Source organism: Novosphingobium bradum, from assembly GCF_042646485.1.
In the GTDB taxonomy this organism is placed as follows: Bacteria; Pseudomonadota; Alphaproteobacteria; order Sphingomonadales; family Sphingomonadaceae; genus Novosphingobium; species Novosphingobium bradum.
In genome coordinates this window covers 144446-169883 of record NZ_JBHRTQ010000009.1, presented here as the reverse complement: position 1 = coordinate 169883, position 25438 = coordinate 144446, and the positions used below count along the sequence as shown (strand labels likewise).

The 25438-nt window shown below is 67.8% G+C and carries 28 protein-coding genes and 2 tRNA genes; 4 read left to right on the top strand and 26 right to left on the bottom strand.

What is annotated here, in order from left to right; translation table 11 throughout:
- Positions 1 to 165 precede the first annotated feature (165 nt).
- The gene (locus tag ACFOD9_RS11125; RefSeq protein ID WP_379510186.1) at positions 166 to 738 is read left to right on the top strand and encodes a urate hydroxylase PuuD; all 573 of its coding nucleotides are present in this window, start codon (positions 166 to 168) and stop codon (positions 736 to 738) included.
- A 189-nt stretch (positions 739 to 927) separates the two neighbouring features.
- Here ACFOD9_RS11125 and ACFOD9_RS11120 read toward each other — a convergent pair whose 3' ends face one another.
- The 23 genes from ACFOD9_RS11120 to rpsB all read right to left on the bottom strand — a co-directional run bounded on the left by ACFOD9_RS11120 (position 928) and on the right by rpsB (position 20954).
- Positions 928 to 1314 carry an ArsR/SmtB family transcription factor gene (locus tag ACFOD9_RS11120; RefSeq protein WP_449290023.1) on the bottom strand — a complete coding sequence of 129 codons (387 nt, stop codon included), beginning with the start codon at positions 1312 to 1314 and terminating at the stop codon, positions 928 to 930.
- A 91-nt stretch (positions 1315 to 1405) separates the two neighbouring features.
- Positions 1406 to 1936 (bottom strand): hypothetical protein, encoded by a 531-nt coding sequence (locus ACFOD9_RS11115; RefSeq protein ID WP_379510184.1) that lies wholly within the window; start codon positions 1934 to 1936, stop codon positions 1406 to 1408.
- 17 nt (positions 1937 to 1953) lie between these two features.
- The gene (locus tag ACFOD9_RS11110; protein WP_379510183.1) at positions 1954 to 3912 is read right to left on the bottom strand and encodes a potassium transporter Kup; all 1959 of its coding nucleotides are present in this window, start codon (positions 3910 to 3912) and stop codon (positions 1954 to 1956) included.
- Between the two features lie 97 nt (positions 3913 to 4009).
- Positions 4010 to 4657 (bottom strand): tetratricopeptide repeat protein, encoded by a 648-nt coding sequence (locus ACFOD9_RS11105; RefSeq protein ID WP_379510182.1) that lies wholly within the window; start codon positions 4655 to 4657, stop codon positions 4010 to 4012.
- Positions 4654 to 5091 (bottom strand): cytochrome c-type biogenesis protein, encoded by a 438-nt coding sequence (locus tag ACFOD9_RS11100; RefSeq protein ID WP_379510181.1) that lies wholly within the window; start codon positions 5089 to 5091, stop codon positions 4654 to 4656. The genes ACFOD9_RS11105 and ACFOD9_RS11100 overlap by 4 nt, the downstream gene beginning before the upstream one ends.
- A complete protein-coding gene (locus ACFOD9_RS11095; protein WP_379510180.1) occupies positions 5088 to 5636 on the bottom strand; it encodes a redoxin family protein in 549 nt (182 codons plus the stop codon). The genes ACFOD9_RS11100 and ACFOD9_RS11095 overlap by 4 nt, the downstream gene beginning before the upstream one ends.
- Positions 5633 to 7579 (bottom strand): heme lyase CcmF/NrfE family subunit, encoded by a 1947-nt coding sequence (locus tag ACFOD9_RS11090; protein WP_379510179.1) that lies wholly within the window; start codon positions 7577 to 7579, stop codon positions 5633 to 5635. Before ACFOD9_RS11090 ends, ACFOD9_RS11095 begins: the two co-directional genes overlap by 4 nt.
- On the bottom strand, positions 7576 to 8046 hold the full coding sequence (ccmE, locus tag ACFOD9_RS11085; protein WP_379510178.1) for a cytochrome c maturation protein CcmE: 471 nt from the start codon (positions 8044 to 8046) through the stop codon (positions 7576 to 7578). Before ccmE ends, ACFOD9_RS11090 begins: the two co-directional genes overlap by 4 nt.
- Entirely contained in the window at positions 8043 to 8186 is a 144-nt protein-coding gene (locus ACFOD9_RS11080; protein ID WP_379510177.1) for a hypothetical protein, read from the bottom strand. Before ACFOD9_RS11080 ends, ccmE begins: the two co-directional genes overlap by 4 nt.
- 14 nt (positions 8187 to 8200) lie before the next feature.
- Positions 8201 to 8950: a heme ABC transporter permease CcmC gene (ccmC, locus tag ACFOD9_RS11075; RefSeq protein ID WP_379510176.1), complete on the bottom strand. Its 750-nt coding sequence runs from the start codon at positions 8948 to 8950 to the stop codon at positions 8201 to 8203.
- A gap of 123 nt (positions 8951 to 9073) precedes the next feature.
- Positions 9074 to 9150: transfer RNA gene (locus tag ACFOD9_RS11070), tRNA-His, on the bottom strand.
- A 161-nt stretch (positions 9151 to 9311) separates the two neighbouring features.
- Positions 9312 to 9536 carry a 50S ribosomal protein L31 gene (gene rpmE / locus ACFOD9_RS11065; protein ID WP_379510175.1) on the bottom strand — a complete coding sequence of 75 codons (225 nt, stop codon included), beginning with the start codon at positions 9534 to 9536 and terminating at the stop codon, positions 9312 to 9314.
- A gap of 228 nt (positions 9537 to 9764) precedes the next feature.
- A complete protein-coding gene (fabZ, locus tag ACFOD9_RS11060; protein ID WP_379510232.1) occupies positions 9765 to 10226 on the bottom strand; it encodes a 3-hydroxyacyl-ACP dehydratase FabZ in 462 nt (153 codons plus the stop codon).
- A 39-nt stretch (positions 10227 to 10265) separates the two neighbouring features.
- The gene (locus ACFOD9_RS11055; protein ID WP_379510174.1) at positions 10266 to 10937 is read right to left on the bottom strand and encodes an OmpH family outer membrane protein; all 672 of its coding nucleotides are present in this window, start codon (positions 10935 to 10937) and stop codon (positions 10266 to 10268) included.
- Entirely contained in the window at positions 10937 to 13639 is a 2703-nt protein-coding gene (gene bamA, locus ACFOD9_RS11050; RefSeq protein ID WP_379510173.1) for an outer membrane protein assembly factor BamA, read from the bottom strand. Before bamA ends, ACFOD9_RS11055 begins: the two co-directional genes overlap by 1 nt.
- Before the next feature lie 212 nt (positions 13640 to 13851).
- Complete coding sequence (gene rseP / locus ACFOD9_RS11045) at positions 13852 to 14973, bottom strand: RIP metalloprotease RseP (protein WP_379510172.1); 1122 nt, start codon at positions 14971 to 14973, stop codon at positions 13852 to 13854.
- A gap of 4 nt (positions 14974 to 14977) precedes the next feature.
- Positions 14978 to 16129: a 1-deoxy-D-xylulose-5-phosphate reductoisomerase gene (locus ACFOD9_RS11040; protein WP_379510171.1), complete on the bottom strand. Its 1152-nt coding sequence runs from the start codon at positions 16127 to 16129 to the stop codon at positions 14978 to 14980.
- 12 nt (positions 16130 to 16141) lie between these two features.
- The gene (locus tag ACFOD9_RS11035; protein ID WP_379510170.1) at positions 16142 to 16837 is read right to left on the bottom strand and encodes a phosphatidate cytidylyltransferase; all 696 of its coding nucleotides are present in this window, start codon (positions 16835 to 16837) and stop codon (positions 16142 to 16144) included.
- A 144-nt stretch (positions 16838 to 16981) separates the two neighbouring features.
- Positions 16982 to 17656, bottom strand: a complete 675-nt coding sequence (uppS, locus tag ACFOD9_RS11030) for a polyprenyl diphosphate synthase (RefSeq protein WP_379510169.1) — start codon at positions 17654 to 17656, stop codon at positions 16982 to 16984.
- A gap of 28 nt (positions 17657 to 17684) precedes the next feature.
- Positions 17685 to 18242 carry a ribosome recycling factor gene (gene frr, locus ACFOD9_RS11025; RefSeq protein WP_379510168.1) on the bottom strand — a complete coding sequence of 186 codons (558 nt, stop codon included), beginning with the start codon at positions 18240 to 18242 and terminating at the stop codon, positions 17685 to 17687.
- 2 nt (positions 18243 to 18244) lie between these two features.
- Positions 18245 to 18967, bottom strand: coding sequence for a UMP kinase (gene pyrH / locus ACFOD9_RS11020; RefSeq protein ID WP_379510167.1), 723 nt, complete (start codon positions 18965 to 18967; stop codon positions 18245 to 18247).
- A 176-nt stretch (positions 18968 to 19143) separates the two neighbouring features.
- Entirely contained in the window at positions 19144 to 20088 is a 945-nt protein-coding gene (gene tsf / locus ACFOD9_RS11015) for a translation elongation factor Ts (protein WP_379510166.1), read from the bottom strand.
- A 113-nt stretch (positions 20089 to 20201) separates the two neighbouring features.
- Positions 20202 to 20954, bottom strand: coding sequence for a 30S ribosomal protein S2 (gene rpsB / locus ACFOD9_RS11010; protein ID WP_379510165.1), 753 nt, complete (start codon positions 20952 to 20954; stop codon positions 20202 to 20204).
- A gap of 376 nt (positions 20955 to 21330) precedes the next feature.
- On the opposite strand from rpsB, the gene ACFOD9_RS11005 reads away from it, so the two are divergent.
- On the top strand, positions 21331 to 21609 hold the full coding sequence (locus ACFOD9_RS11005; RefSeq protein WP_379510164.1) for a hypothetical protein: 279 nt from the start codon (positions 21331 to 21333) through the stop codon (positions 21607 to 21609).
- On the opposite strand, the gene ACFOD9_RS11000 is transcribed toward ACFOD9_RS11005, so the two are convergent.
- The 3 genes from ACFOD9_RS11000 to ACFOD9_RS10990 all read right to left on the bottom strand — a co-directional run bounded on the left by ACFOD9_RS11000 (position 21548) and on the right by ACFOD9_RS10990 (position 23523).
- Positions 21548 to 22396: a CDP-alcohol phosphatidyltransferase family protein gene (locus ACFOD9_RS11000; RefSeq protein WP_379510231.1), complete on the bottom strand. Its 849-nt coding sequence runs from the start codon at positions 22394 to 22396 to the stop codon at positions 21548 to 21550. The genes ACFOD9_RS11005 and ACFOD9_RS11000 overlap by 62 nt on opposite strands.
- Positions 22397 to 22482: 86 nt before the next feature.
- Positions 22483 to 23232: a phosphatidylserine decarboxylase gene (locus ACFOD9_RS10995; RefSeq protein WP_379510163.1), complete on the bottom strand. Its 750-nt coding sequence runs from the start codon at positions 23230 to 23232 to the stop codon at positions 22483 to 22485.
- Positions 23233 to 23437: 205 nt separating this feature from the next.
- A tRNA-Tyr gene (locus ACFOD9_RS10990) sits at positions 23438 to 23523 on the bottom strand.
- A 160-nt stretch (positions 23524 to 23683) separates the two neighbouring features.
- On the opposite strand from ACFOD9_RS10990, the gene ACFOD9_RS10985 reads away from it, so the two are divergent.
- Positions 23684 to 24535 carry a TrmH family RNA methyltransferase gene (locus ACFOD9_RS10985; protein ID WP_379510162.1) on the top strand — a complete coding sequence of 284 codons (852 nt, stop codon included), beginning with the start codon at positions 23684 to 23686 and terminating at the stop codon, positions 24533 to 24535.
- Positions 24536 to 24561: 26 nt separating this feature from the next.
- Positions 24562 to 25428: a hypothetical protein gene (locus ACFOD9_RS10980; RefSeq protein ID WP_379510161.1), complete on the top strand. Its 867-nt coding sequence runs from the start codon at positions 24562 to 24564 to the stop codon at positions 25426 to 25428.
- Positions 25429 to 25438 lie beyond the last annotated feature (10 nt).

Genomic DNA, 25438 nt, shown 5'->3' with positions numbered 1-25438 from the left:
TGCGCGACTGATCTTGCCAACTCGCGCGACTGATCGCGCCGCGCCCCCGGCTCGTCGCACAAAGCGGGGTGACATCCTGCGAGCAACGCGCAATAAGCGCGCCATGCCTACCCGCAGCGGGCGGGCAGGAAATCCAACGCAAACAAGGCAAAAAGGGGGAACGCAATGGCCAAGTTCTTCGGTAACCTGCACCTCGTGCTGCTCGTCGGGCTGGTGCTCGCCGTGGTGGTGATGATGAAATTCGCGGGCTCGGCCCCGGTCGACGCCAACTCCGTGCTGCGCTGGGCACACGTGTTCTTCGGGATCGTGTGGATCGGCCTGCTCTACTACCTGAACTTCGTCCAGGTGCCGACCATGCCCAGCGTGCCGGCCGAACTGAAGAAGGGCGTGACCGGCTACATTGCGCCCAAGGTGTTCTTCTTCTTCCGCTACGGCGCGCTGTTCACGGTGCTGACCGGGCTCAGCATCGCCTTCGTGGATGGCTACGGCCACCAGGCGCTGACCTTCTCGGGCGAAGGCAACGTGAACCTCATCGGCCTCGGAATGTGGCTGGCGCTGATCATGGCCTTCAACGTGTGGTTCCTCATCTGGCCGGCCCAGAAGAAGATCCTCGGCCTGGTGGAAGCCACCGACGAGGCCAAGGCCAAGGCCGCGCCGATCGCGCTTTATGCCAGCCGCACCAACGTGCTGCTTTCGCTGCCGATGCTCTATTGCATGGCCAGCGCGAACCTCGGCTGAGCAGGGGCTGATCGCGTGCCGGGCTTCGGCCCGGTACCGGCCCGACACCAGGCATGAAAAAGGGGCGGCGCCTTGCGGCACCGCCCCTTTCCCTTTGCGACCCTTTGAAGGGTTCGTTATCCCGTCCGCCAGAATGCCTCGACCCGGTCGGCACTCCCACGGACGGGGCTTCGCGCTTTCGCGCGAAAGTCAGTTCGGCTCCGCCCCCGCGACGGCCGGCTCAAGCCCTGGGCCGGCAACCGGCCCAAGGCAGATGGCCGGAAGTTCGAGCGCATTCTCGCCGCAACATCCCGGCACTTCGCCGCAGCCTTCCCCGCCGCTGCAATTCTCCACCAGGTAGCTCACCAGGCGCCCCATCGCCGCATAGTCCGCCGCGTAGCGGATCGAGCGACCATGGCGGCTCTGCGTGGCCAGCCCGGCCTGGACCAGCTGGGCCAGGTGGAAGCTCGCCGACGAGGCCCCGATACCGAGCGCCTCGACGATCTCCCCCGCCGCCATGCCACCCCGTCCGGCCTGGACCAGCAGGCGAAAGGCCGCGAGGCGGTGTTCCTGCGCCAGGGCCGACAGGGTCCGCACCGCCGCTTCCCTTTCCACACGCCCTCCGAATTCAACAATTCGCAAATTATAGAATAATAATATACACGCGCAAGCGCCGTCTGCAATCGGTTCAAGAACTTATCCACAGGAGCGGTTGCAGCGCGACATGGGCGGCCCAGTGCCCGGCCAGACCGGCGAGCCAGCCATGCCGGCAATAGAGCCAGCCCCACAGCACCCCGGCCGCCCCGTGGAGCAGCACCTCGCGGACCAGAGCCAGGGCCGACCAATGGAGGCTGGACAGGTAGGGCAGGACGGTCAGCGGCCAGACCAGCAATGCCGCCGCCAGGATCGCCGGCCAGAACGCCCGCCAGCCACCGAGCCCGCACCGCCGAGCCAGCCAGGCCAGGGTGGTCACCACCCCCAACCGCAGCGCCACCTCATCGCCCAGCGCTCCCCACCAATTGAAGGCGAGGCGCTGGGCAATGGTGAACTGGGCGACCATCTCGCGCTGAATCGGCGGCACCGCACCGCGCAGCATGGTGGCATCGGCCAGGGCCATCCAGGCTCCGAAGGTCAGCCCGCAGGCCACGGCGACCGCCAGCGAACGCCCGCCTTCGCGCAGGGTCAGGCAGAGGCCGAGATCGCGCAGGGCGCGCAGCACTGGCCGGCCGCCCCGGCTCAGATCTCGACCTGGCTGCCGAGTTCGACCACGCGGTTGGTCGGCAGGCGGAAGAATTCCATCGCGCTGGCCGCATTCCGCAGCATCCACGCAAACAGCTTTTCGCGCCAGATCGCCATACCCGGCTTGGACGAGGGGATCAGGGTCTGGCGCGAGAGGAAGAAGCTGGTCTTCATCATCTCGAACGGCTCGCCGCACATGGTTACCCCGGCGAGCGCGCTGGGCACGTCGGTTTCCTCAAGGAAGCCGAAGCGCAGGGTCACCTTGAAGAAGCCCTCGCCATATTGCTTGACCGAGCTGCGCTCCGCCACATCGACATAGGGCACGTCCTGGATCGCCACGGTCAGCACCACCACGCGGGCGTGCAGCACCTTGTTGTGCTTGATGTTGTGGAGCAGCGCCGAAGGCACGCCATGGGGGGTGGAGGCCATGAACACCGCGGTGCCGGGCACGCGCGCCGCGCTGGAATGGGCGCTCTTGGCGAAGACCTCGAAGGGGATCGTGCTTTCGGCCATCGACTGGCGCATCAGCGCGCGGCCCTTCGACCAGGTGGTCAGCAGGGTGAAGATCACCAGGCCCATCGCCAGCGGCACCCAGCCGCCATCGGGGATCTTGGTGAAGTTGGCCGAGAGGTAGGCCGCATCGAGGCTGAAGAACAGGGCCAGCAGCGGCACGGCCTGCCACCACTTCCAGTTCCACAGGTTGAACAGCACCACGGCCAGCAGCACGTTGTCGATCGCCATGGCGCCGGTGACGGCGATGCCGTAGGCCGCAGTCAGGTTGGAGGAATGCTGGAACATCAGCACCAGCAGGATGACCGCGATCATCAGCGCCCAGTTGACCACCGGGATGAAGATCTGCCCCGCGTTGAGGCTGGTGTACTTGATCGCCATGCGCGGCATGAAACCGAGCTGGATCGCCTGCTGGGTGACCGAGAAGGCGCCGGTGATCACCGCCTGGCTGGCAATCACCGCCGCGGCGCTGGCGATGATCAGCAGCGGCCACTGGAACCATTCCGGCGCCAGCAGGTAGAACGGGCTTTCCAGCGCCGGCTCACCCATGCGGACCAGCAGCGAGGCCTGGCCAAGGTAGTTCAGGACCAGGGCCGGCAACACGAAGACCAGCCACGAGACCCGGATCGGCGGGCGGCCGAAGTGGCCCATGTCGGCATAGAGCGCCTCGGCGCCGGTGACGGCCAGCACGGCCGAACCCATGGCGAGGAAGCCGCGGAACGGATCGGAGGCGAACAGCAGCACGGCATGATGCGGGCTGAGCGCCTCGATCACCTGGGGGTGCGCGGCGATCGAAATGCCGCCCAGCACCGCGATCACCGCGAAATAGAGCAGCATGACCGGGCCGAAGAAGGCCGCGACCTTGGCCGTGCCCCGGCTCTGGATCAGGAACAGGCCAACGAGGATCGTGATGACGATCGGCACAACGGCGCCGGCCAGCCCCGGCTCGTAGACCGACAGGCCTTCGATCGCGCCCATCACCGACACCGCCGGGGTGATCATCGAATCGCCATAGAACAGCGAGGTGGCGAAGACCCCCAGCAGGACGATTCCCGCCGACCAGCGCTTGCCGGAAATGTTCTGGTTGATCAGGGCCAGCAGCGCCAGGCTGCCGCCCTCGCCCTTGTTGTCGGCCCGCATGATCACGGTGACGTATTTCAGGGTCACGATGATCATCATCGACCAGAACATCAGGCTGACGATGCCGTAGATGTGCAGGAGATCCAGCGGCAGGCGATGGTGCCCCGCGAAGGTATCGCGCATCGCATAGAGCGGGCTGGTGCCGATGTCGCCGAAGACCACCCCGATCGCGCCGACCGCAAGGCCGATGACCGAGCCGTGCCCGTGTCCATGGCCGGCGCCATGGCCGGACGAATGCCCGCCATGCGCGGCGGCAGTGGCCGGCGCGCCCTGATCAGGCGTGGGATGCGTTGCAGCTTCGCTCATCGTCGACGACTAGCGCCATGCCCCCGAGTCGCCGCCCCTGCGGCAAGGTGCTGCCGCTTAGCAACGCTCCACCCCGGTAGCAACCGCGCCCGATGGCTCATTGCGCCGGGCCGGGGGCCGCCTGGCCGCGCGCCATGTAGGCATCAAGCTCGGCAAGCCGCTGTTCGAGATCGGCGCGCCACGGCGCCTGGGCCGGGCTGCGGGCGAGAAGGTCGGCCCAGATCGCCCGCCCTTCCCCCAGCCGTCCCGACTGGATCAGGGCCATGCCAAGGAAGAACGGCGGCCCCGGGCTGCCCGGCTCGGCCTTGGCCGCCTGGCCGAAGGCGTGGATCGCGGCCGGCGAGATCGTGCCATCGGCATGGGCGACCAGGGCATTGGCCATGGCCAGCCAGGCCGGGGCATTGGCCGGATCTTCCTCCACCGCGCCGCGCAGCACTTCAGCGGCATCGGCGAACTGGCCGTGGCGTGCGAGGGCGTCGGCGATGATGATCCGCTTGTCGCCCGAGGCATCGCCTGCGGCCAGCTTCTGGCGCTCGGCGATGGCGGCGGCGGAATTGCCGGCGATCTTCTCGGCCGGAGCCTTGGGCGCGCCCGGCAGGCCCGGCGCGCCTTGCAGCGAATAGCCGGCCAGGCCCAGCAGCAGCGCCGCCCCGATCACTTCCCACCCGCCGCGCGGCAGGCGGAACAGCAGGGCCAGCGCGGCGAAGACGGCCAGCGCGAGGCCGATCACCAGAACCCAGGTCATTCCTGTTCCCCTTGCGGCGCCTTGCCGCTGATGAACCGTCGCCGCAGCAGGAAGGCGGCCAGGGCCAGGATGAAGGCGGGCGCGGCGAACAGCGGCCAGGTCAGCCGGGTCACGCGCGGGGTATAGGTGATATAGTCGCCATAGCGCTGGATCAGCCAGGCCCGGATGGCCTCGGGCTGTTCACCGGCGGCGATCCGTTCGCGGATCTGGCTCCGCATATCGCCGGCCATCGAAGCGTCGGAATCGGCGATCGACTGGCTCTGGCAGGTCAGGCAGCGGATCGTTTCCATCAGGCCTTGCGCCTTGGCCTCCTTGGCCGGATCGTCGAGCTGGCGATAGGCATAGGGCGCGGGCGGCATCGAATCGTCGGCCATGGCCGGGGCCAAGCCCATCGCGCCGGCCAGCAGCGCCAGGATCAGCAGCAGCCGGTTCATTGCCCCGCCTCCCGAAGCTTGCCGAGCAGCATCGCCACGTCGTCGGGCCGGATATCGCCGATGTGCTGGTAGCGGATCACGCCCCGGCCATCGATCACGAAGGTTTCGGGAACGCCCGAGGAGCCGATCGCCAGCTGGACCTTGCCCAGGTTGTCCGCCCCGATGCGGGCATAGGGATTGCCGTGGCGGGCGAGGAAGCCGGCAAGGTCGTCCTTGTGATCGCGGATCGCCACGCCGTCGATCTCGGCGCCGGCGGCGGCCAGCGCGGCCAGCTGCGGCGCTTCGGCCGCGCAGGGGATGCACCACGAGGCAAAGACGTTGAGCAGCCGGGGCTTGCCGGTGAAATCGGTGCTGGCCAGCCCCGGCTTGCCATCGGCCGCGGGCGGCAGGGCGAAGGCCGGCAGCGGCTGGCCGACGAAGCGGCTGGGCACGGTATCGTCCTTGGGATGGACCAACCCCCAGGTGACCAGCACGGCGAACAGGGCGAACAGGCCCAGCGGCAGCCAGCGGGTCCAGCGCGAAGCGGGCGGCGGCGGCGCGGTCATCGGCCCTGCCTCTCGCGGCGGAAGGCGATCTTTTCGCGCGCGATCGTGCGGCGCAGGTCGGACCAGACCCGGCCCAGCAGGGCCAGCAGGCCGCCCAGCGCGATCAGCAGGCCGCCGATCCAGATCATCGGCACGAACGGCTTCCACCACAGCCGCAACTGCCAGCGCCCATCTTCCGCCTGATCGCCCAGCACGGTGTAGAGCTGGCCGTTCCACCGGGTCAGCAGAGCACTTTCCGCGGTATTCTGGGCCGGCGCCCAGAAGGTGCGCGCCTGGGGGTGGGTTTCGATCGGTGCACCGCCCTTGTAGCTGGCTTGCAGGCTCGCTTCGAGCGCGGTCCAGTTCGGCCCGGCGACCGGTTCGATCGCGGCAAGACGGATGCGCCACGGGCCGACCGGCGTGGTCTCGCCCACCTGCACCGCGACCAGCCGCTCGACCGTGAAGGCGCTGTCACAGGCCATGCCGAACAGGGCCACGGCGATCCCGAAGTGCGCGACGACCATACCCCACAGCGGCAGTTTCACCTGGCCCAGCTTGCGGCCCTTGAGCGGCAGCAGGCTGGCCACGGCGATCGCCGGCGCCAGGGTCAGGCCGATCACCGGCAGGACCTTGCCCGGCGCCACCACCACGGCCACGCCAAGCGCGGCCAGGGCCACCAGGCCCGCGACCAGCAGCATCAGCCGCACCCTCTTCAGGCTGTCACGCCGCCAGCGCAGCAGCGGACCAACCGCGAGGACCAGCAGCATCGGCACCACGAACACGGCGGTCATCGGGTTGAAATAGGGCGGGCCGACCGAAACCTTTTCATCGAAAGCCTCGGTCACCAGCGGGTAGAGCGTGCCCATCAGGACGATGCCGAGCGCGCCGGTGAGCATCACGTTGTTGAAGACCAGCGCGCTCTCGCGGCTGGTGACGGCGAAGCGTTCCCCCTCCGTCACCGTTGCCGCGCGCAGGGCGAACAGGGTCAGCGCGCCGCCGATGTAGATCGCCAGCAGCGCGAGGATGAAGGTGCCGCGCCGGGGATCGACCGCGAAGGCATGGACCGAAGTGAGGATGCCCGAGCGCACCAGGAAGGTGCCGACCATCGACATCGAGAAGGCGACCACGCCAAGCATCACCGTCCAGGCGCGCAGGGCGTTGCGCGCGGCGAGAACGCCGGCGGAGTGGAGCAGCGCGGTGGCCGCCAGCCAGGGCATCAGCGAGGCGTTCTCCACCGGGTCCCAGAACCACCAGCCGCCCCAGCCCAGCTCGTAATAGGCCCAGTAGGAGCCGGCAGTGATCCCCGCGGTGAGGAAGATCCACGCCCCCAGCACCCAGGGCCGCATGGCGCGGGCGAAGGCCGGTCCGACCTGGCGGGTGACCAGCGCCCCGATCGCGAAGGAAAAGGCGATCGAGAGGCCGACATAGCCGAGGTAGAGCGTGGGTGGGTGGAAGGCGAGGCCCGGATCCTGGAGCAGCGGGTTGAGCCCCTGCCCCTCCGGCGGCGCGGGATTGAGCCGCTCGAACGGGTTGGAGGCGAAGAGCAGGAACACGTAGAAGCCCAGGCTGACGAAGGCCTGGCCGGCCAGCGTGGCGAGCATGGTGGGTTCGGGCAGGCGCCGCTCGACCATGGCGACGAAAGCGCCGGCCAGGCCCATGACCGTGACCCACAGCAGCATCGAGCCTTCATGGTTCCCCCAGGCGCCGGCCACCTTGTAAAGCAGGGGCTTGGCCGAGTGGGAATTGAGGACGACAAGCTTCACCGAAAGGTCGGTTTCGGCAAAGACGATGAGCAGGGCGAGGAAGGCCATCGCCGCGAGCGCGCCCTGGACAATGGCAGCGGGCCGCACGACCGCGGCCAGGCTGGCGCTGCGCGGAGTCAGCGCCAGCGCGCCCGCGACAAGCTGCAACAGGGCCAGCGCCGCGGCGAACCACAGGGCGGCAAGGCCGATTTCGGCGATCACTTGGTTTCCTTCACCGTGGCGCGGGCCTGGTCGGCGGTCATGTCCTTCATTTCGCGCGGCACGTATTTCTCATCGTGCTTGGCGAGGAGATTGTCGGCCACGAAAGTGCCGGAGGCGTCGAGCCGGCCTTCCGCGACGACACCGGAGTTTTCCTTGAACAGGTCGGGCACGATGCCCTTGAAGCTGACCGGCACGCGGTTCTTGCCGTCGCCCACCACGAAGTGGACCGTGACCCCATCGGGCGCGGTGCGGATCGAGCCGCCTTCGACCATGCCGCCAAGCCGGATCGCCCGCCCCGCTTCGGGCCGATTGGCGGCGATATCGGCGGGGAGGTAGAAATAGCTGGCCTGGTTACGCAAGGCCCAGGCGGCGAGCAGGCCCGCCGCGACAAGCGCGGCCAGCGCGATCAGCACCAACACGAGCCGCTGGTGCTTGGCCTTCACGCCTGACGATCCCGTAATGCTCATTTCCCGCGTGTTCCATCCCGGCGGCGTTCGGCGCGGCGCATAGCCAGCCAGCCATGGGCCAGCAGGGCCACGGTGCCACCCAGGCCGATGGCATAGGCGGCGACAACGAAGTGCCATTGGTTGAGAGCTTCGTGCTGCATTTCCCGGCTTGCTCCTAGGCGGCCATGGCCTTGCGGCGCAGGCGGGCCTCGGCCTGCTGGTCGGCCAGCAGGGCGCGCATCCGCATCAGCACGACCGCGCCGAACAGCAGGCTGAACCCCACGGTGGAAACCAGCAGCGGCACCAGGAATTCCGGCGCCATCGCCGACTTGACCCCGCCTGCGCCAAACCCGAGCGAGGGCGGCTGGTGCAGGCTGTTCCACCACAGCACCGAATAGTGGATGATCGGAATGTTGACCGCGCCGACCAGCCCGAAGATCGCCGGAATGCGCGAGCCGCCCCCTGCTCCGCCGCCATTGCCATCGCGCTGGGCGGCATCGGCCAGGGCGAGATAGGCCAGATAGAGGAAGAACAGGACCAGCATCGAGGTCAGCCGCCCGTCCCAGACCCACCAGGTGCCCCAGGCCGGACGCCCCCAGATCGAGCCGGTGACCAGGCAGATCGCGGCGAAGACCGCGCCCGGCAGGGCGATCGCGCGGGCACCGATCCCGGCCAGAGGATGGCGCCAGACCAGTTCCGCAAGGCTGGCGAGCGCCAGGGCCGACCACCCGCCCATGCCGAGCCAGGCGGTGGGCACGTGGAGATAGACGATGCGGACCGTTTCGCCCTGGAGCTGATCGGCCGGGGCTACGAACAGGCCCCAGGCCATGGCCCCGCCGGCCAGCACGACCCCACAGGCCAGCAGCAGCGGGGTCAACCACCGGGCGAGGCGCAGGAAACGGGCGGGATTGGCTAAGCCGTGCATGGGGGCGGAATGGCTCTGACAGGACGATCCTGCCGCCCCTTTGGCAGGGTGCGCGACACCCGGCAAGCGGACTCTTGGGGCCGCTGGCGGAGCAGCCCGCGATATTCCGAAACGGGGAGAAAATGGGGCGACCGATGGGGTTCGAACCCACGACCTCCGGTACCACAAACCGGCGCTCTAACCAACTGAGCTACGATCGCCACACTTGCCGCGACCGCGCCTTGGCGGCGGTCCGGGCAGGGGCAGCCCATTTGCACAAGCCGCCCCGAATGGGAAGAGAAAACTTCGCCTCGCCAGGCTGCCTGGCAAAAACGAAAAGGGCGGCCAGTGGCCGCCCTTCCCTGCCGTGCTGGCGGCAAGCTTACTTCTTGAGCGTGAGCCCGCCGAAGCGCTTGTTGAACTGGGCAACGCGGCCGCCCTGATCGAGCTGGCGGGTGCCGCCGGTCCACGCCGGATGCGAGGTCGGATCGATATCGAGGGCCAGCGTGTCGCCTTCCTTGCCCCATGTGGAGCGGGTTTCGAACACGGTCCCGTCGGTCATCTGGACCTTGATCATGTGATAGTCGGGGTGGAGATCGGCCTTCATCGGTTTCTCTTTCAGCAATGACCGGTTCCGACCGGCCTGAAACAGGAAGCGGCGCCTTTAGCGGGGCGGCGCGGGATTGGCAAGCTGCACAGTTCCTCCCCGCTGGCGGGGAGGTGGCTGCCCGCAGGGCAGACGGAGGGGGAATTCCGACCAGCGCTGCGCCTGTTCGAGAGCCCCCTCCACCGCCGTTCCGGCGCCCCCTCCCCGCAAGCGGGGAGGAAGCAAAGCTCAGCTGTCCGCGATCATCGCCGTGAAATTGACTTCCGTTGCGATCTTGTCGCCCAGCATGGCCTTGCCGGCGAACTTGCAGACGCGGCTGCGCTTCTGGACGAAGCTGACGTGGAGATCGAGCAGGACGCCCGGTTCCACCGGGGTGCGGAACTTGGCATCCTCGATCGCCATGAAATAGACGAGCTTGCCGGAGCCGGACAGGCCGAGGCTTTCCACCGCGAGAATGCCCGCGGCCTGGGCCAGTGCCTCGATCTGGAGCACGCCCGGCATGATCGGACGGCCAGGGAAGTGGCCCTGGAAGAAATCCTCGTTGAAGCTGACAGCCTTGACCGCGTGGATCGACTCGTCCGCGACGAGATTCACCACCCGGTCGACCAGCAGCATCGGGTAGCGGTGCGGCAGGGCCGCAAGGATCGCCTTGATATCCAGCGACCTTGCGGCCTGCGCGCCATCTGCCATCGTGGCTTCGCCTTCGCTCATGCCCCTGCCCTGCCTGGCTCAGCGGCCCGAGGGCTGCGCGGCGGTCGACGGAGCGGCCGGCGCGGCGCCCTGCTGCTGGGCGCGGGCCTCGCGCACCTGGCGCGGCTCCCAGCCAGCCGGCGGCACGATCTGCGCGTTCGGGATGAGCGCGTTCAGTTCGGCCACGATCGCCGGGTTGAGGTTGTAGGAGGGGCTTTCGAGGATCACCGATTCCTGGCTGAGCAGCAGCTTGACGCCGCGCTTGGTCATCGCGGCATTGACCGCGGCGGGCATCTTCTCGGCCAGCTGCTCCTGCACATAGGCCTGCGAATAGACGATCGGCTGGGTGATCTGCTGCAGCTCGGCCTGGGCCGACTGCTGGAGCGCCTGGATCTGCTGGGCCTGCTGCTGGAGCGCGGCCTGGTTGGCGCCCGGCGCGGTGCGGGCCTTCTCGAAGGCCTGCTGCAGCCCCTGCATCTGGGCTTCCAGTTCGCCGCGACGCTTCTCGAAGGCGTCGTACTGGGCCTTGTAGGTGGTCTGGCGCTGCTGGTTGGCGACGCGGAAGGCGTTGCTCGCCTGGATCACGCCATCGGGGTTGGCATAGGCGATTTCCGGGCCGGCGGCAGCGGCGGCGGGAGCGGCGAGGACCGGAGTGGCGGCACCAAGGGCAAGTGCCGCGCCAAGGGCGGCCGAAGTCAGGAGCTTGGTCATCAGAACTGGGTTCCCACGTTGAAGGTGAAGGTCTTGGGATCATCGCCAGGTTGCTTCATCAGAGCCTTGGCGAAATCGAGGCGGAAGGGACCGAACGGCGAATTCCAGTTGAAGCCGATGCCCACCGATAGGCGCGGCCGGACCGAATCGCCGAGATAGAATTCACGCGACTGGAAGCCCGGCGCGGCGCAGCTTCCGCCGGCCGGGACGGCAACCTTGGACGAATCCGGGGCCGTGCCAGTCTTGGTGGGCAGGTAGTGCGTGGTCTGCGTGGAATCCGACGCGGTGCAGATGACCGTGTAGATGTCGTTCAGTTCCGGCTGGCGAATGCCCCAGACCGCGCCGACGTCGGCGAAGATCGAGGGCCGGATGCCCATCTCGCGCGCGCCGGAACCGAGCGGAATCTCGAGTTCGGCCCGGCCCTGGTAGTAGTACTTCCCACCCAGCGCGTCGTCCTGCCAGCTGTCGCGGTTCTGGGCGAAGGTGACATTGCCCGAAGAGTCGAGCACCGGGGCGCCTGCGCTGTCGAGCGCGACGGGCTTGCGGACCACGCGCGGGCCGATGCCGCGAATATCGAAGCCGCGGATGTCGGGTTCGCCCAGGTAGAACCGGTCGGTGAGATAGACGCCTTCGACTTCGATCGGGTTGCCGCTGGAATCCACGCCCATGCGGTGGTTGAGCGCCTTGATCGCGCCGGCCTCGCCCGAGACCGAGAACACGAAGCCCTTGCCCAGCGGCCAGTACTTGGCGGCATTGGCGCGGAAGCGGGCATATTTGACCGAGCCGCCCAGCCCGGCGAAATCGACGCTGGCCGAAGCGGTGTTGCCCTTGGTGGGCCGGGCGCGGTTATCCAGGTTGTCGTAGACCAGCGAGGCGCCGAGGATCGAGCTGGTGCGGTTGCCGATGGCATCGCACAGGTAGCGCCCGGCCAGGGCCGGATCGCAGGCCAGCACGCCGGCCGCGTTGAGCGAATAATAGCTGTTGCCCAGCGTCACCTTGTCGAAGTTGAGCGTGTAGCGCCCGATCAGGCTCATGAACTCGGTCAGCGGCACGCCGAGGCGGAGCTGGAAGCCAGTCGTGGTCTGCTGGTAGGTGTCGTTGCGGTTGGTGTTCAGGTAGTTGAACGAATTGTAGTCGCGCCGGTAGATGTTGCCGCCGAACGAGACGTTCCGATCGAACACGTAAGGCTCGGTGAAGCTCAGCTCCACGCTCTTGGAATAGCGCGAATAGGAGCCGCTGACGCCCACGGTCTGGCCGCGGCCGCGGAAGTTGTGCTGCTGGACCGAGGCCTGGAAGATGAAGCTCTCGATCGAGGAGAAGCCGGCGGAAAGCTGGAGTTCGCCGGTCGGTTTTTCCTCCACATTGGCTTCCAGCACGATCCGGTCGGGCGCGGAGCCGGGCTTCTGCTCGACCTCGAACTTCTCCTGGAAGTAGCCCAGGGACTTGATCCGGTTGGTCGACCGCTTGACCTGGAGCGAGTTGAACGCATCGCCTTCCGCGAGGCGGAACTCGCGGCGGATCACCTTGTCCTGGGTGAGCGTGTTGCCGTTGACGTCGATCCGTTCGACATAGACGCGCGGCGCCTCCGCGATCTGGAAGGTGACCCCCATGGTGAGGTCGTCCTTGTCGCGGTTGTAGGCCGGGCGCACGTCGGCGAAGGCATAGCCATATGTCCCGGCGGTCTGGTTCAGCTTGTCGATCGTGTCCTCGACCAGCTTGGCGTTGTACCAATCGCCCTTGTGCATCGGGAGCTGTTTGGCGAGGGTATCGCCATCGAAGTCGCGCAGCTGGCTTTCCACCTTCACGTCGCCGAACTTGTAGCGCTTCCCTTCCTCCACCACGTAGGTGATGATGAAATCGTGCTTGTCGGGGGTCAGCTCGGCCACGGCCGAGATCACGCGGAAATCGGCATAGCCCTTGGTCAGGTAGAACTGGCGCAGCTTTTGCTGGTCATAAGCCAGGCGATCCGGATCATAGCTGGTGCGCGAGGACATGAAGCGGAACGAGCGGGCCTGCTTGGTCACCATTTCGCTTCGCAGGTCACCGTCGGAGAACACCTCGTTGCCGATGATGTTAATCTGGCGGACCTTGGACTTGGGGCCTTCGCTGATCTCGAACACGATATCGACGCGGTTCTGTTCGAGCTGGACCATCTTCGGCTCGACCGTGGCGGCGAAGCGGCCCTGACGCTTGTAGAGCTCGATGATACGCGCAACGTCGGCGCGGACCTTGGAGCGGGTAAAGATCTGGCGCGGCGCCAGCTTGATCTCGGGATTGATCTTCTCATCCTTGAGGCGCTTGTTGCCCTCGAAGATGATGCGGTTGATGACCGGGTTTTCCTTGACCTGGATGGTCACCACGCCGCCTTCCTGGCGGACCTGGACATCGGCGAACAGTTCGGTGGCGAAGAGGTCCTTCAGTGTCTGGTCGGCGGCGGCCTCGCTGTAGGGCTGGCCGGGGCGCATCCGAATGTAGGACAGGATCGTGTCGGGCTCGAGCCGCTGGTTGCCGACGACGTTGATCCGCTGGATCAGTGTGGGCACGACCGGCACCGGGGCAGCAGCGACGCCCGGGGAAGCCTGGGCCGAAGCCTCCTGCGCGAGTGCCGCGGCGGGCGCGAGGAAGGTGGTTCCCATCAAGGCGAGGACCAGCGCCGAGGACCGGCGAAGTGCCGCGTTGTTGACCATGTTCCGTCCCTTCATCGACGCGTAATCCCGAATTCGTCCGCGCTCGTCGGATTGCCCGGCCCTGGCTGGGGCCATTGCCGGCCGGAAGCAGGCAACGGCCACCTGTCGGGCAGTCGCTGCCCTCTGCCCGATGCCGCAACGCCAATCAAGCAATCTGTCCGATCCCGCTATTAAGGTTTGGCAAGATTTCCGGGAGTTTTACCCGGTTTCGTTTCTTCTTCGGCGCTTCAACTTCCCCTGGCCGGCAACAGGCCGGCAAGGTCGTTGAGCGTGACGAACAGCATCAGCGCCAGCACCAAGGCCAGCCCGGTGCGATAGGCCCAGTCCTGGCTGCGGGCATCCAGCGGGCGGCGGCGGATCGCTTCCGCCGCGTAGAGCGCCAGGTGCCCCCCATCCAGCGCGGGGATTGGCAGGAGGTTGATGAATGCCAGATTGATCGAGATGAACGCGGCAAAGGAAACGAACGAAAGCCAGCCCAGGCTGAGTTGTTCGCCTGAATACTTGGCCGTCTTGATCGGCCCGCCCAGTTCGCTGAGCGAGCGCTGGCCGGTGACGATCTGCCGGATCCCCACCCCCAGCATCCGCACGATGCCCCAGGTCTGCCGCCCGGCCAGGGCCGCCGCCTCGACCGGCCCGACCGGCTCGATCCGCGCGCGGCCCGGCGAGATGCCGAGCCGGCCGATGCGGCTCTCGTTGCCGAACGCGTCCGTGAGGACCTTCGCCTCCAGCCGCACCGGGACCACATGGCGCGCGCCGTCACGGGCGATGGTGATCGCCACGGTCATCCCCGGATAGGGCACGACCAGGCCGACGATATCGGGAAACTGATCAATTGCATGGTCGTTCACCGCCACGATCCGGTCACCCACGCGGATGCCGGCATCGCGCGCGGCCGACTGTTCGGCAAAGCTGGCCACCACCGGCGGCGCGACGACCTTGCCGAAGGCCAGGTTGAAGGCGGTGAAGATCAGGACCGCGAACAGCAGGTTGGTGAGCGGGCCGGCCGCGACGATCGTGGCGCGCTGCCACAAGGCCTTGGCGTTGAAGGTCTGCGCGCGTTCCTCGGGGGCGAGATGGGCGAATTTCGCGTCATCGGGCCGCGAGGTCGGATCCATGTCGCCAGCGAACTGGACATAGCCGCCCAGCGGAATGGCCGAGAGCTTCCAGCGGGTGCCGCGCTTGTCGGTGAAGCCGAGCAGTTCCTTGCCGAAGCCGACCGAGAACGCCTCTGCCTTCACCCCGCACCACCGCGCGACAAGGTAATGGCCCAGCTCGTGGATCACCACCAGCGGCCCCAGCACCAGCACGAAGCCGATAATCATCATCAGGATGGACGGCGAATGGGTCATCAGGTCAGGCCGGTTCCATCAGTTCGCGGGTCCGGGCGCGGGCCTCGGCATCGAGCGCGATGACCTCTTCCAGAGTGGCCGGCACGCCCGGGGCGAAGGCGCCCAGGGTTTCTTCCACTTGTGCCGCGATCCGGGTGAACGCCAGCTTACCATCGAGAAAGGCGGCCACGGCCACTTCGTTCGCGGCATTCAGCACGGCCGGCACCCCGCCCCCGGCGGCGGCCGCCTCGCGCGCCAGCCGCGTGGCGGGAAAGCGCGTCTCGTCGGGCGAGCGGAAGGTCAGCTCGCCGATCGCGGCGAGATCAAGCGGGGCGCAGGGCGTGTCCATCCGCGCCGGCCAGGCCAGGGCGGAGGCGATCGGCACCCGCATATCCGAAGGGCCAAGCTGGGCGAGCGTCGAGCCGTCGCGGTATTCGACCATCGAGTGGACGATCGACTGCGGGTGAACAATGATCCTGAGGCGCTCGGTGCCCACCGGGAACAGGTGGAAGGCCTCGATATATTCGAGCCCCTTGTTCATCATGGTGGCGGAATCGACGCTGATCTTGGCACCCATCGCCCAGTTGGGATGCTTCACCGCCTCGGCCGGGGTGGCGTGGGCGAGGCGTTCGGCCGGCCAGTCGCGGAACGGGCCACCGCTGGCCGTCAGCGTGATCCAGCGGACGTGAGCCAGATCGTTGCCGGCCAGGCACTGGAAGATCGCGTTGTGCTCGGAATCGACCGGGAGCAGGGTCGCGCCCGACCGGGCCACGGCGGCGGTCATCACCTCGCCGGCGGAAACCAGCGCTTCCTTGTTGGCCAACGCCACGGTGCGCCCCTGGGCGATCGCGGCCATGGTCGGCGCGAGGCCCGCGCAGCCGACGATGGCGGCAACGGTGACATCGGCGGGCCGCGCCCCTGCCTCGATGAGGGCCGCACTGCCGGCCATTGCCGCAATGGACGTTCCCGAAAGGCTCTCGCGCAGCGCGGGCAGGCAGCCCTCGTCGGCGACAACGGCCACCTCGGCGGAAAATTCCCGGGCCAGTTTCGCCAGCTCGGCCGCGTTGCTGTTGGCGGTGAGCGCGACGACGCGCCATTGATCACGATTGCGGCGGATCAGGTCGAGCGTGGAGGCGCCGATGGAGCCGGTGGCGCCAAGGATGGAAATGGAGCGCATGGGGCGAGGCAGTCAGGCCGGGGTCGGCAAGAACGGCGCGCCACGCGCGAGGGCCAGGAGAACGGTGCCAAGCATCAGGAGGCCGATGGTAAAGCACACGGCCAGCAGGCCGTCCACCCGATCGAACAGGCCACCGTGTCCAGGGATCAGCTTGCCCGAATCCTTCACGCCCGCGCGGCGCTTCATCCAGGACTCGAAGAAATCGCCGGCCTGGGCGATGATCGCCACCAGCGGCCCGGCCAGGGCAAAGAGGCGGTTGCCGGGCAAGGTCAGGAACAGCATCAGGCTGGCCCCCGCCATGCCGCCAAGGAGGCCCGACCAGGTCTTGGACGGGCTGATGGCCGGGGCGATTTTCGGGCCGCCGAATTGCCGTCCGGCGAAATAGGCCCAGATGTCGACCGCGATCACCGTGCCGGCCACGACCGGCACCGGCAGCAATCCCTCGGCGCGCAGCATGATCAGCGCCACGCAGGCCAGGCCCACGTAAAGCAGCCCGCCCAGGTGCCATGCCAGCCGCGCCGCCGCGCCCGGTGCGAAGGCCAGCACCAGCTTCGACCATTCCATCAGCACTCCGGCCGCCACCAGCCCGACCAGCACGGCCCAGACCCCGCCGCCCAGCCACAGGCCGGTGCCGGCGACGGCGACCATGACGATGGCGGAGACCGTGCGAGCGGGCAGGTCGGATTTTTTCGCGGGAGCGTCAGTCATCACAAATCCTCCCCACTCGTGGGGAGGTGGCGGCCCGCCGGGCTGACGGAGGGGGTTCTCCCCCGCAGCGCAGCGCCTGCCTGAATGCCCCCTCCACCGCCGTTCCGGCGGTCCCCCTCCCCGCATACGGGGAGGTTTCGCTGCCTACCGCCCGCCATAGCGCCGCTCCCTGCCCGCGAAGTGATCCAGCGCGGCCTTGAGGTCGTCCGCCCCGAAATCGGGCCAGAGCGTATCGACGAACAGCATCTCGGCATAGGCCGCCTGCCACAGCAGGAAGTTCGACAGCCGCACTTCGCCCGAGGTGCGGATCAGGAGATCGAGCGGGGGCAGGTCGGCGGTATCGAGATGGGCGGCGATAGTTTCCGGGGTGATCTCCCCTGCCCGCGCCGCCGCGCGCGCGGCCCGGGCGATCTCGTCCTGCGAGCCATAGTTGAGCGCAACGGCGAGAGTCGTGCCCGAATTCCCCGCCGTGCGCGCCAGCGCACCTTCGATCAGGTCGACAAGATCGGGTGCAAAGGCCTTGTAATCGCCGATGATCTTGAGCCGAACGCCGGCCGCGGCAAATTCGTCGAGATCGGCCAGGATGAACTTCTTCATCAGGCCCATCAGGGCCGAGACCTCTTCCTCCGGCCGGGTCCAGTTCTCGGTCGAGAAGGCGTAGAGGGTCAGCGCCTCCAGCCCCAGGTCGCGGGCGGCGCGGACCGTGCGGCGCACGGCCTCGACCCCGCGCTGGTGGCCCAGCGCGCGCGGCAGGTGGCGCTGCTTCGCCCACCGGCCATTGCCATCCATGATGATGGCGACGTGGCGGGCCGCGGTCACACCCTGCCCTGTCGGAAAGCCGGGCGGATCACTTGCCGAGGATTTCCTTTTCCTTGGCACCGGCCACCTCGTCGGCGGCCTTGATCACCTCGTCGGTCAGCTTCTGCAGCTCGGTTTCCGAACGCTTGCGCTCGTCCTCGGAGATTTCCTTCTTGGCCTCGTCGGTCTTGAGCGCGTCCATGCCGTCGCGCCGCACGTTGCGGATCGCGATGCGCGCGTTCTCGGCATATTTGCCGGCCAGCTTGGCCAGTTCCTTGCGGCGCTCCTCGGTGAGGTCCGGGATCGGCAGGCGCAGGGTATTGCCATCGTTGATCGGATTTAGGCCAAGCCCGGCCGAGCGGATCGCCTTCTCGACCGGCGAGATGTTCGACTTGTCCCACACCTGGACCGAGAGCAGCCGCGGCTCGGGCACGGACACCGTGGCCACCTGGTTGAGCGGCATATGCGCGCCATAGACCTCGACCGTGATCGTATCGAGCAGCGCGGTGTTGGCGCGGCCGGTGCGAAGGCCGGACAGATCGTGCTTCAGCGCCTCGACCGCGCCCTGCATCCGGCGTTCGAGATCAGCCTTGTCGTATTTCGCCATGATCAGGTTCCTTGCTTGACGACCGTCTGGGTGCCCTCGCCCGACAGGACCTTGGCAAGGTTCCCCTGTTCGCGGATCGAGAAGACGACGATCGGAATGGAATTGTCCCGGCACAGGGCCACGGCAGAGGCGTCCATCACCTTGAGGTTACCCGCCAGGACTGTGCCATAATCCACTGTATCATAACGCTTTGCCGCAGGGTTCAGCTTGGGATCGGAATCATAGACCCCATCCACGCTGGTGCCCTTGAGGAGCGCATCGCACCGCATTTCCGCCGCCCGCAGCGCCGCGCCGGAATCGGTGGTGAAATAGGGTGCGCCAACCCCGGCGGCGAAGATCACCACGCGGCCCTTTTCCAGGTGCCGCTCGGCACGCCTGCGGATCACCGGCTCGCAGACCTGGTCCATCTGCACGGCGGACTGGACGCGCGTTTCCACGCCGATCTGTTCCAGCGCGTTCTGCATGGCCAGCGCGTTCATCACCGTGGCCAGCATTCCCATGTAGTCGGCCTGGGCGCGGTCCATCCCCTTGGCGGCGCCGGCCATGCCGCGGAAGATATTGCCGCCACCGATGACGAGGCAGATCTCCAGCCCCGTATCCTTGGCCGCCTTCACTTCCCTGGCCAGTTCGGCAACGAAATCGGGATCGATGCCGAAAGGCTGGCTGCCCATCAGGACTTCGCCGGAAAGCTTGAGCAGGATTCGTTTGTAGCCAGGCTTGCTCATGGGGCGAAAACGCTCATCGAATAGGTGGTGCGGGACTGCGCGAGGCGGATCGCAGCGGCCTTAGACCGCGCCCCGCCCTCTGCCAAGGGCACACGCGAAACGGGGCGCCGATCCCCTGTGGACCGGCGCCCCGTTCGGATTTGCGGCAGCCCGAAGACCGGGCCGCGCCGCGCTGCTTACTTCAGGCCGGCGGCGGCAGCCACTTCGGCGGCGAAGTCGCTCTCGACCTTCTCGATGCCTTCGCCGAGCTGGAAGCGGACGAAGTCCTTCAACACGATCCTGGCGCCGGCCTCCTTGCCGGCCTGGTCGACGACCTGGCTGATCGGGGTCTTGTTGTCCATGACGAAGACCTGGCTGAGCAGGGCGTTCTCCTTGGCGAACTTCGCCACGGCGCCATCGGCGCGCTTGGCGAGGATCTCGGCCGGGATTTCCTTGCCGCTCTTGGCAGCTTCCTCGGTCGCCTTTTCAAGGGCGATCTTGCGCTCGCGTTCCAGCGTGGTGGGATCGAGATCGTCAACCGAGAGCGCCTGCGGGAAGGCCGCGGCGATATGCATGGCGATCTGCTTGCCGAGCGCTTCCAGCTTGTCGGCCGGGGCTTCCGATTCGAGCGCGACGAGCACGCCGATCTTGCCGAGGTTCGGCGCGGCGGCATTGTGCATATAGGGCACGACGACGCCCCGGCTGACCGCAACGGTCTTCATGCGACGGACCTGCTGGTTCTCGCCGATGGTCGCAACGTTGTTGGTCAGCGTGTCGGCCACGGTGCCACCGCCCGGGTAGGCCGCGGACTTGAGCGCGTCGACGTCGTCGGCGGCCACGCCCAGCGCCACTTCGGTGGTCTTGCGGACGAAGTCCTGGAACTGGTCGTTCTTGGCAACGAAGTCGGTCTCGGAATTGACTTCCACGGCCACGCCGCGGGTACCGGCGACGGCCACGCCGACCAGGCCTTCGGCGGCCGTGCGGCTGGACTTCTTGGCGACGGCGGCCAGCCCCTTGGCGCGCAGCGCGTCGACCGCGGCCTCGAAATCGCCGCCCGATTCGTCGAGCGCCTTCTTGCAATCCATCATGCCGGCGCCAGTGCGCTCGCGCAGGTTCTTCACGTCAGCGGCGGTGTAAGCCATCGCGATTGTCCTTGTTCTGGAATGGAAACGGCGCCGGGTCGATGGACCCGGCGCGCGACAGATGTGTGACGGGCGGTCCCGCCCGGACGATCCCGGCGGCCACCCGCGCGGGATCAGCCCTCCAGGGCTTCCTCGACCGGATTGTCGAGCGCGCCGACATCCACGCCCGAATCGACGATGCCTTCACGGCGACCCTTGGTCGCGGCCTGGGCAACGGTTTCGCAGTAGAGGCGGATCGCGCGGCTGGCGTCGTCGTTGGCCGGGATCGGGAAGGCGATGCCATCGGGCGAGACGTTCGAATCGAGGATCGCGACGACCGGAATGCCAAGGACATTGGCTTCCTTGATCGCCAGCTCTTCCTTGTTCGCGTCGATCACGAACATCACGTCGGGAATGCCGCCCATGTCGCGGATGCCACCCAGCGAGAGCTCGAGCTTGTCACGCTCGCGGGTGAGCTGGAGGACTTCCTTCTTGGTGAGGCCGGCGGTGTCGCCGCCAAGCTGCTCTTCCAGCGACTTGAGGCGCTTGATCGAGCCCGAGATGGTCTTCCAGTTGGTCAGCATACCGCCGAGCCAGCGGTGGTTGACGAAGTGCTGGCCGCACTGGCGGGCCGCTTCGGCGATCGGCTGCTGGGCCTGGCGCTTGGTGCCGACGAACAGCACCTTGCCGCCGGCGCGAACCGTGGCATCGATGAAGTCGAGCGCGCGGGCGAAGAGCGGCACGGTCTGCGACAGGTCGAGGATGTGGACCCCGTTGCGGGCGCCGAAGATGTACGGCTTCATCCGCGGGTTCCAGCGGTGGGTCTGGTGGCCGAAGTGGGCACCGGCTTCGATGAGCTGGTTCATGGTGACGACGGGAGCCGCCATAGGTATTTCCTTTCCGGTTCGTGCCCCGAAGAGCCCTGGCGGGAAGCTGGAACCGTGCGGGAAAGGCCCGGAGGCCATGAGATCCGCTGCGGCACCGGGATGAGTGCTTCCCGTGTGGATTTTCCGCGTCAAGGCCATGTGCGGATCGCACGCCGCCTCCGCGGATCGCCGGCCCTTAGCCCCGCCCGCGCTGAAATTCCAGCGCTAATTCGGACCTGCGTCGTAAATGGAACAAACAGGGAATTTTTCGCTTGACCGATGGAACGCAAGCGGAACATAAAGTGATCACAAGCCCAAACGGGAACGCATCGGAAAGCCCCCGGTTGGATCTAGACAGGGAAGCCGGCAGCGGCCCCACCAGAAGGACGCCAGAGTGATGACCACCATGTTCGTCAGCTTCGCCCTCCCCTTCCTGTTCGTGGGCAGCGGCCTGTTCGCCCTCGCCGTTCTGGCCCTGACCTGGAAAGCCTATGGCCGCGAACTGGCGGGTCTGCGCGCGCAACTGGCGGCAACCCCTGATCTGCGCGAATTCGAGGTCCGCCTGGCCGTCACCCAGGTCCGCGAACTGGCCCCGATGGTGCGCCGTGGCAGCGTCAGGGTTCGGTCGGCGTCCGCTCCGGCGCGGCGCCCGGCAGGCCGGCGCGCTGCCGCCTGACCTTGGCATAGCGCCACATCCCGTAGGGGATCAGCAGGAGATAGACCGCATCGATCGCCACGAGGGTGAGCCAGGGTTCGGTCAGCAGGGCCGCGCAAACCAGGGCGATCCCGGCGATCAGTTCAAGCCGGATCGATCGGCGCGGCCGCAGCGAGGTCCACGACAAGGTCGGAACGCTGGAGATCAGCAGGAAGGCGATCACCACCAGCCAGCCGCCGACCAGCATGGGATCGCGGAACAGTTCGCGGCCCGTCGCCAGCCACACGAACAGGGGCAGGAAGGCCAGGCCAGCGCCGGCCGGGGCGGGAACGCCGGTGAGGAAGCCGGCGGACTTGTGCGGCTGTTCGACCATGTCGATCCGGGCGTTGAACCGGGCGAGGCGCAGGACGCAGCAGATCGCGAAGGCGAGCGCGGCAAACCAGCCAAGCCGTGGCAGGTCCTGGAGCGACCACAGGAACAGGATCAGCGCCGGGGCCACCCCGAACGAGATCGCGTCGGACAGGCTGTCCAGCTCGGCTCCGAAGCGCGATTGCGCCTTGAGCAGGCGGGCGATGCGGCCATCGATCCCGTCGAGCACCCCGGCCAGCAGCACGGCGAGCACGGCCTTCTGCCAATCGTCGAGCGGGAGGCCGGACGCGGCGCCGGGTTCGGGGGCGTGTCCGCTCGCCGCAGTGATGGCAAAGCGGATGCCGGTCAGGCCGAAGCACAGCGCGGACGCGGTGATCGCGTTGGGAATCAGCGCACGCAGGGTCAGCCCGCCGGGCAGGCGGACGGGCCTGGCCCGCACGGCGCTGGCGGCGCTGGCAACCTGTTCGCGCGGACGCGGGGACGCCGGGTCGTTACCGGCGCCGCCGCTGCCGCGCGCATCGCCTGTCACTGGCACACGCCTTCGAGCAGCGGCTCCTGGCCGATCTCGGCGAGAACCGTTTCGCCGGCGATGACCTTCTGGCCCATCAGCACCTTGGGCTCAGTGCCCGCCGGCAGGTAGACATCAACCCGGCTGCCGAAGCGGATCAGGCCCACGCGCTGGCCGGCGGCAAGGATGTCGCCCGGCTTGACGAAGGGCACGATTCGCCGCGCGACCAGCCCGGCGATCTGGGTGAACCCGATCATGGTGCCGTCGCTACGCTCGACCAGAAGGTGCTGGCGTTCGTTCTCCTCGCTCGCCTTGTCGAGGTCGGCGTTGAGGAAGCGGCCGGGAATATAGACCACCCGGCGCACGGTACCGCCGATGGGCGAGCGATTGATGTGGACATCGAACACACTCATGAAGATCGACACGCGCGTGACCGGCCCCTGGCCCAGCCCGCTGGCGCCCGTGCCATCATCCATCACCAGTTCGCGCGGCGGTTCGACCTTGCAGATCAGCGAGACCAGCCCATCGGCCGGCGAGATCACCAGGCGTTCGCCCTGCGGGGTGATCCGTTCCGGATCGCGGAAGAAGGCCAGCACCCCCAGGGTGAGGAAGCCGAGCGGCCAGGCCACCGTTTCCCAGGCAAGGAAGGCGAAGACCAGCGCGGCGGCGGCCACGATCAGAGCGAACTTGCGCCCTTCGGGGTGAATGCTGGGCCAGCGCCAGGCGGCGGAGCCGCGGCCACGATTATCGACGATTTCTCCGGACATGGCGTCCATCTAGGAGGAGATGCGTCGCGGGACAAGGCGATTGGCCAGTCCGCCCCGGGATCGCCCGCGCGGCGCGGCCGAGCGCGGATAATCATCTGGAGCGCGATGCCCCTTGTCGATGATCAGCGGCTAAATGGGCTGGGGCAGTGGCGGGTGGGGCAGTGGCGGCTGAGCCGGGTAGCGGCCGGGCCGGGAAGAAGCTGGGTGGTGGACAGGGCTAGATTCGAACTAGCGTACGCTTGCGCGGGCAGATTTACAGTCTGCTGCCTTTAACCACTCGGCCACCTGTCCACACCAGCTTGCCGGTGGCGGTTACCCGCCGTCTGTGTGGTCCCGCAAGGGGACCTTCCGGCCGAGAGGCGGCCCCAATGGCGAAGCGAGGCTTGCCTGTCAATGGGGTGGCGGGCATGAGCGCCACAAGTTTGCGTGAACGAAAAGGAACAGCACGGACATGGCCAAGCGCCGGGGTGGTCAGCATGACCGGGGACAGGGCAGCCAGGACAGCGGCGAGGCGCGGCCTTCGCGCGCCCTGCGCGGCCGGGCCGGGCGGATGTCCGGGGGGCGCGGCTCGGGCCGGGGCTCGGCCGGCGCCGTGCGCCTGTGGGGCCGCCACGCGGTGGAAGCCGCACTGATGAATCCCGAGCGCAAGCACCGCAAGTTGTGGGCAACGCGCGAGGGCGTGGCCGCGCTCGATGGCGAATTGCCGGCCGATTTCCCGGTGGAATGGGCCGACGTGGCCGACCTTGCGCGGCTGGTAGCCCGCGATGCGCCACACCAGGGGCTGGTGCTCGACTGCGAGCCCCTGCCCGACCTTTTTCTCGACGAGGTGCTGACCGGCGATCCGGCGCGGCCGCTGGTGGTGCTCGACCAGGTGACCGATCCGCACAACGTCGGCGCCATCCTGCGTTCGGCCGCGGCCTTCAATGCCTGCGCGGTGGTGACCCAGGATCGCCATGCCCCGCCCGAATCGGGCACGCTCGCCAAGAGCGCCTCGGGCGCGCTGGAAGTGGTGCCGTGGATCCGGGTGGTGAACCTGGCCCGCGCGCTCGATGAGGTGGCCGAGGCCGGATACTGGCGCATCGGGCTGGACGGCGATGGCGAGCTGACACTGGGCGAGGCTCTCCCCACCGGCCCCGTAGCGCTGGTTCTGGGCGCGGAAGGCGAAGGGATGCGGCACAACATCATCCAGCATTGCGACGCCCTGGCCCGCCTGCCGATCAGTTCCGCGATCGAAAGCCTGAATGTGTCGAACGCTGCGGCAATTGCGCTGTATGCTGTGGCGACTCGGCCGGACGGGGATTGATCCGGCCTTCGCGCGAGGGGGCAGGCATGATCGGTGGACAGGGTGGATTGCCGGGCAGGCGGCTGGCGGCGGCGGCGCTGGCAGTGGTGCTGGGCCTGATGGTTTCGGCCTGCCTGCTCCTGCCGGGCAAGTTCACCTCCAGCCTCGACCTCAGGAAGGACGGGCGGTTTACCTACGCCTATGCGGGCGAGATCCGGCTGCTGGCGCTGAGCAAGCTGGCGCAAGGCGGTGGCCGCAAGGCCTTTGCGCCGGAAGCCTGCACCGACGACGAGATGAAGGAGCGCCCCTGCACTCCCGCCGAACTGGCCGAGCAGCGCCGCAACTGGGACGAAAGCCAGCGCGCCGCGGCCGACAAGGCCAGGAAGGACGCGGAAGGGATGAAGGCCGTGCTGGGCGGGATCGATCCCTCCAGCCCGCAGGCGGCCGAGGAACTGGCGGCGCGGCTGCGGCGGCAGGTCGGCTGGAGGAGCGTGGTCTACAAGGGCGACGGGCTCTACCTGGTGGACTTCGCGCTCAGTGGCCGGCTTGACCATGATTTCGCCTTCCCCACGATCGAGCGGTTTCCCATGGCCAATGCCTTCGTCCAGCTCTCGCGCCGGGCCGATGGGTCGGTGCGGGTCGATGCGCCGGGCTTTGGTCCGTCGAGCGGGACCAATCCGTTTGCCGCGATGATGGGCATGGGCATGGGTGGCGGCATGACCGAGGCCGGCGACAAGGAGGCCGCCCCGCCCTCGCCCGCCGAGGGCACGTTCACGCTGACCACCGATGGCGTGGTGCTGGCCAACAACACCGACGAGGGGCCGCAGAGCTATCCGGCCGGGCAGAAGCTCGCCTGGGCGGTTAACACGCGCAGCGCCGGGGCGCCGACGGCGCTGATTCGCCTGGGCAACTGACTGGCGCGAA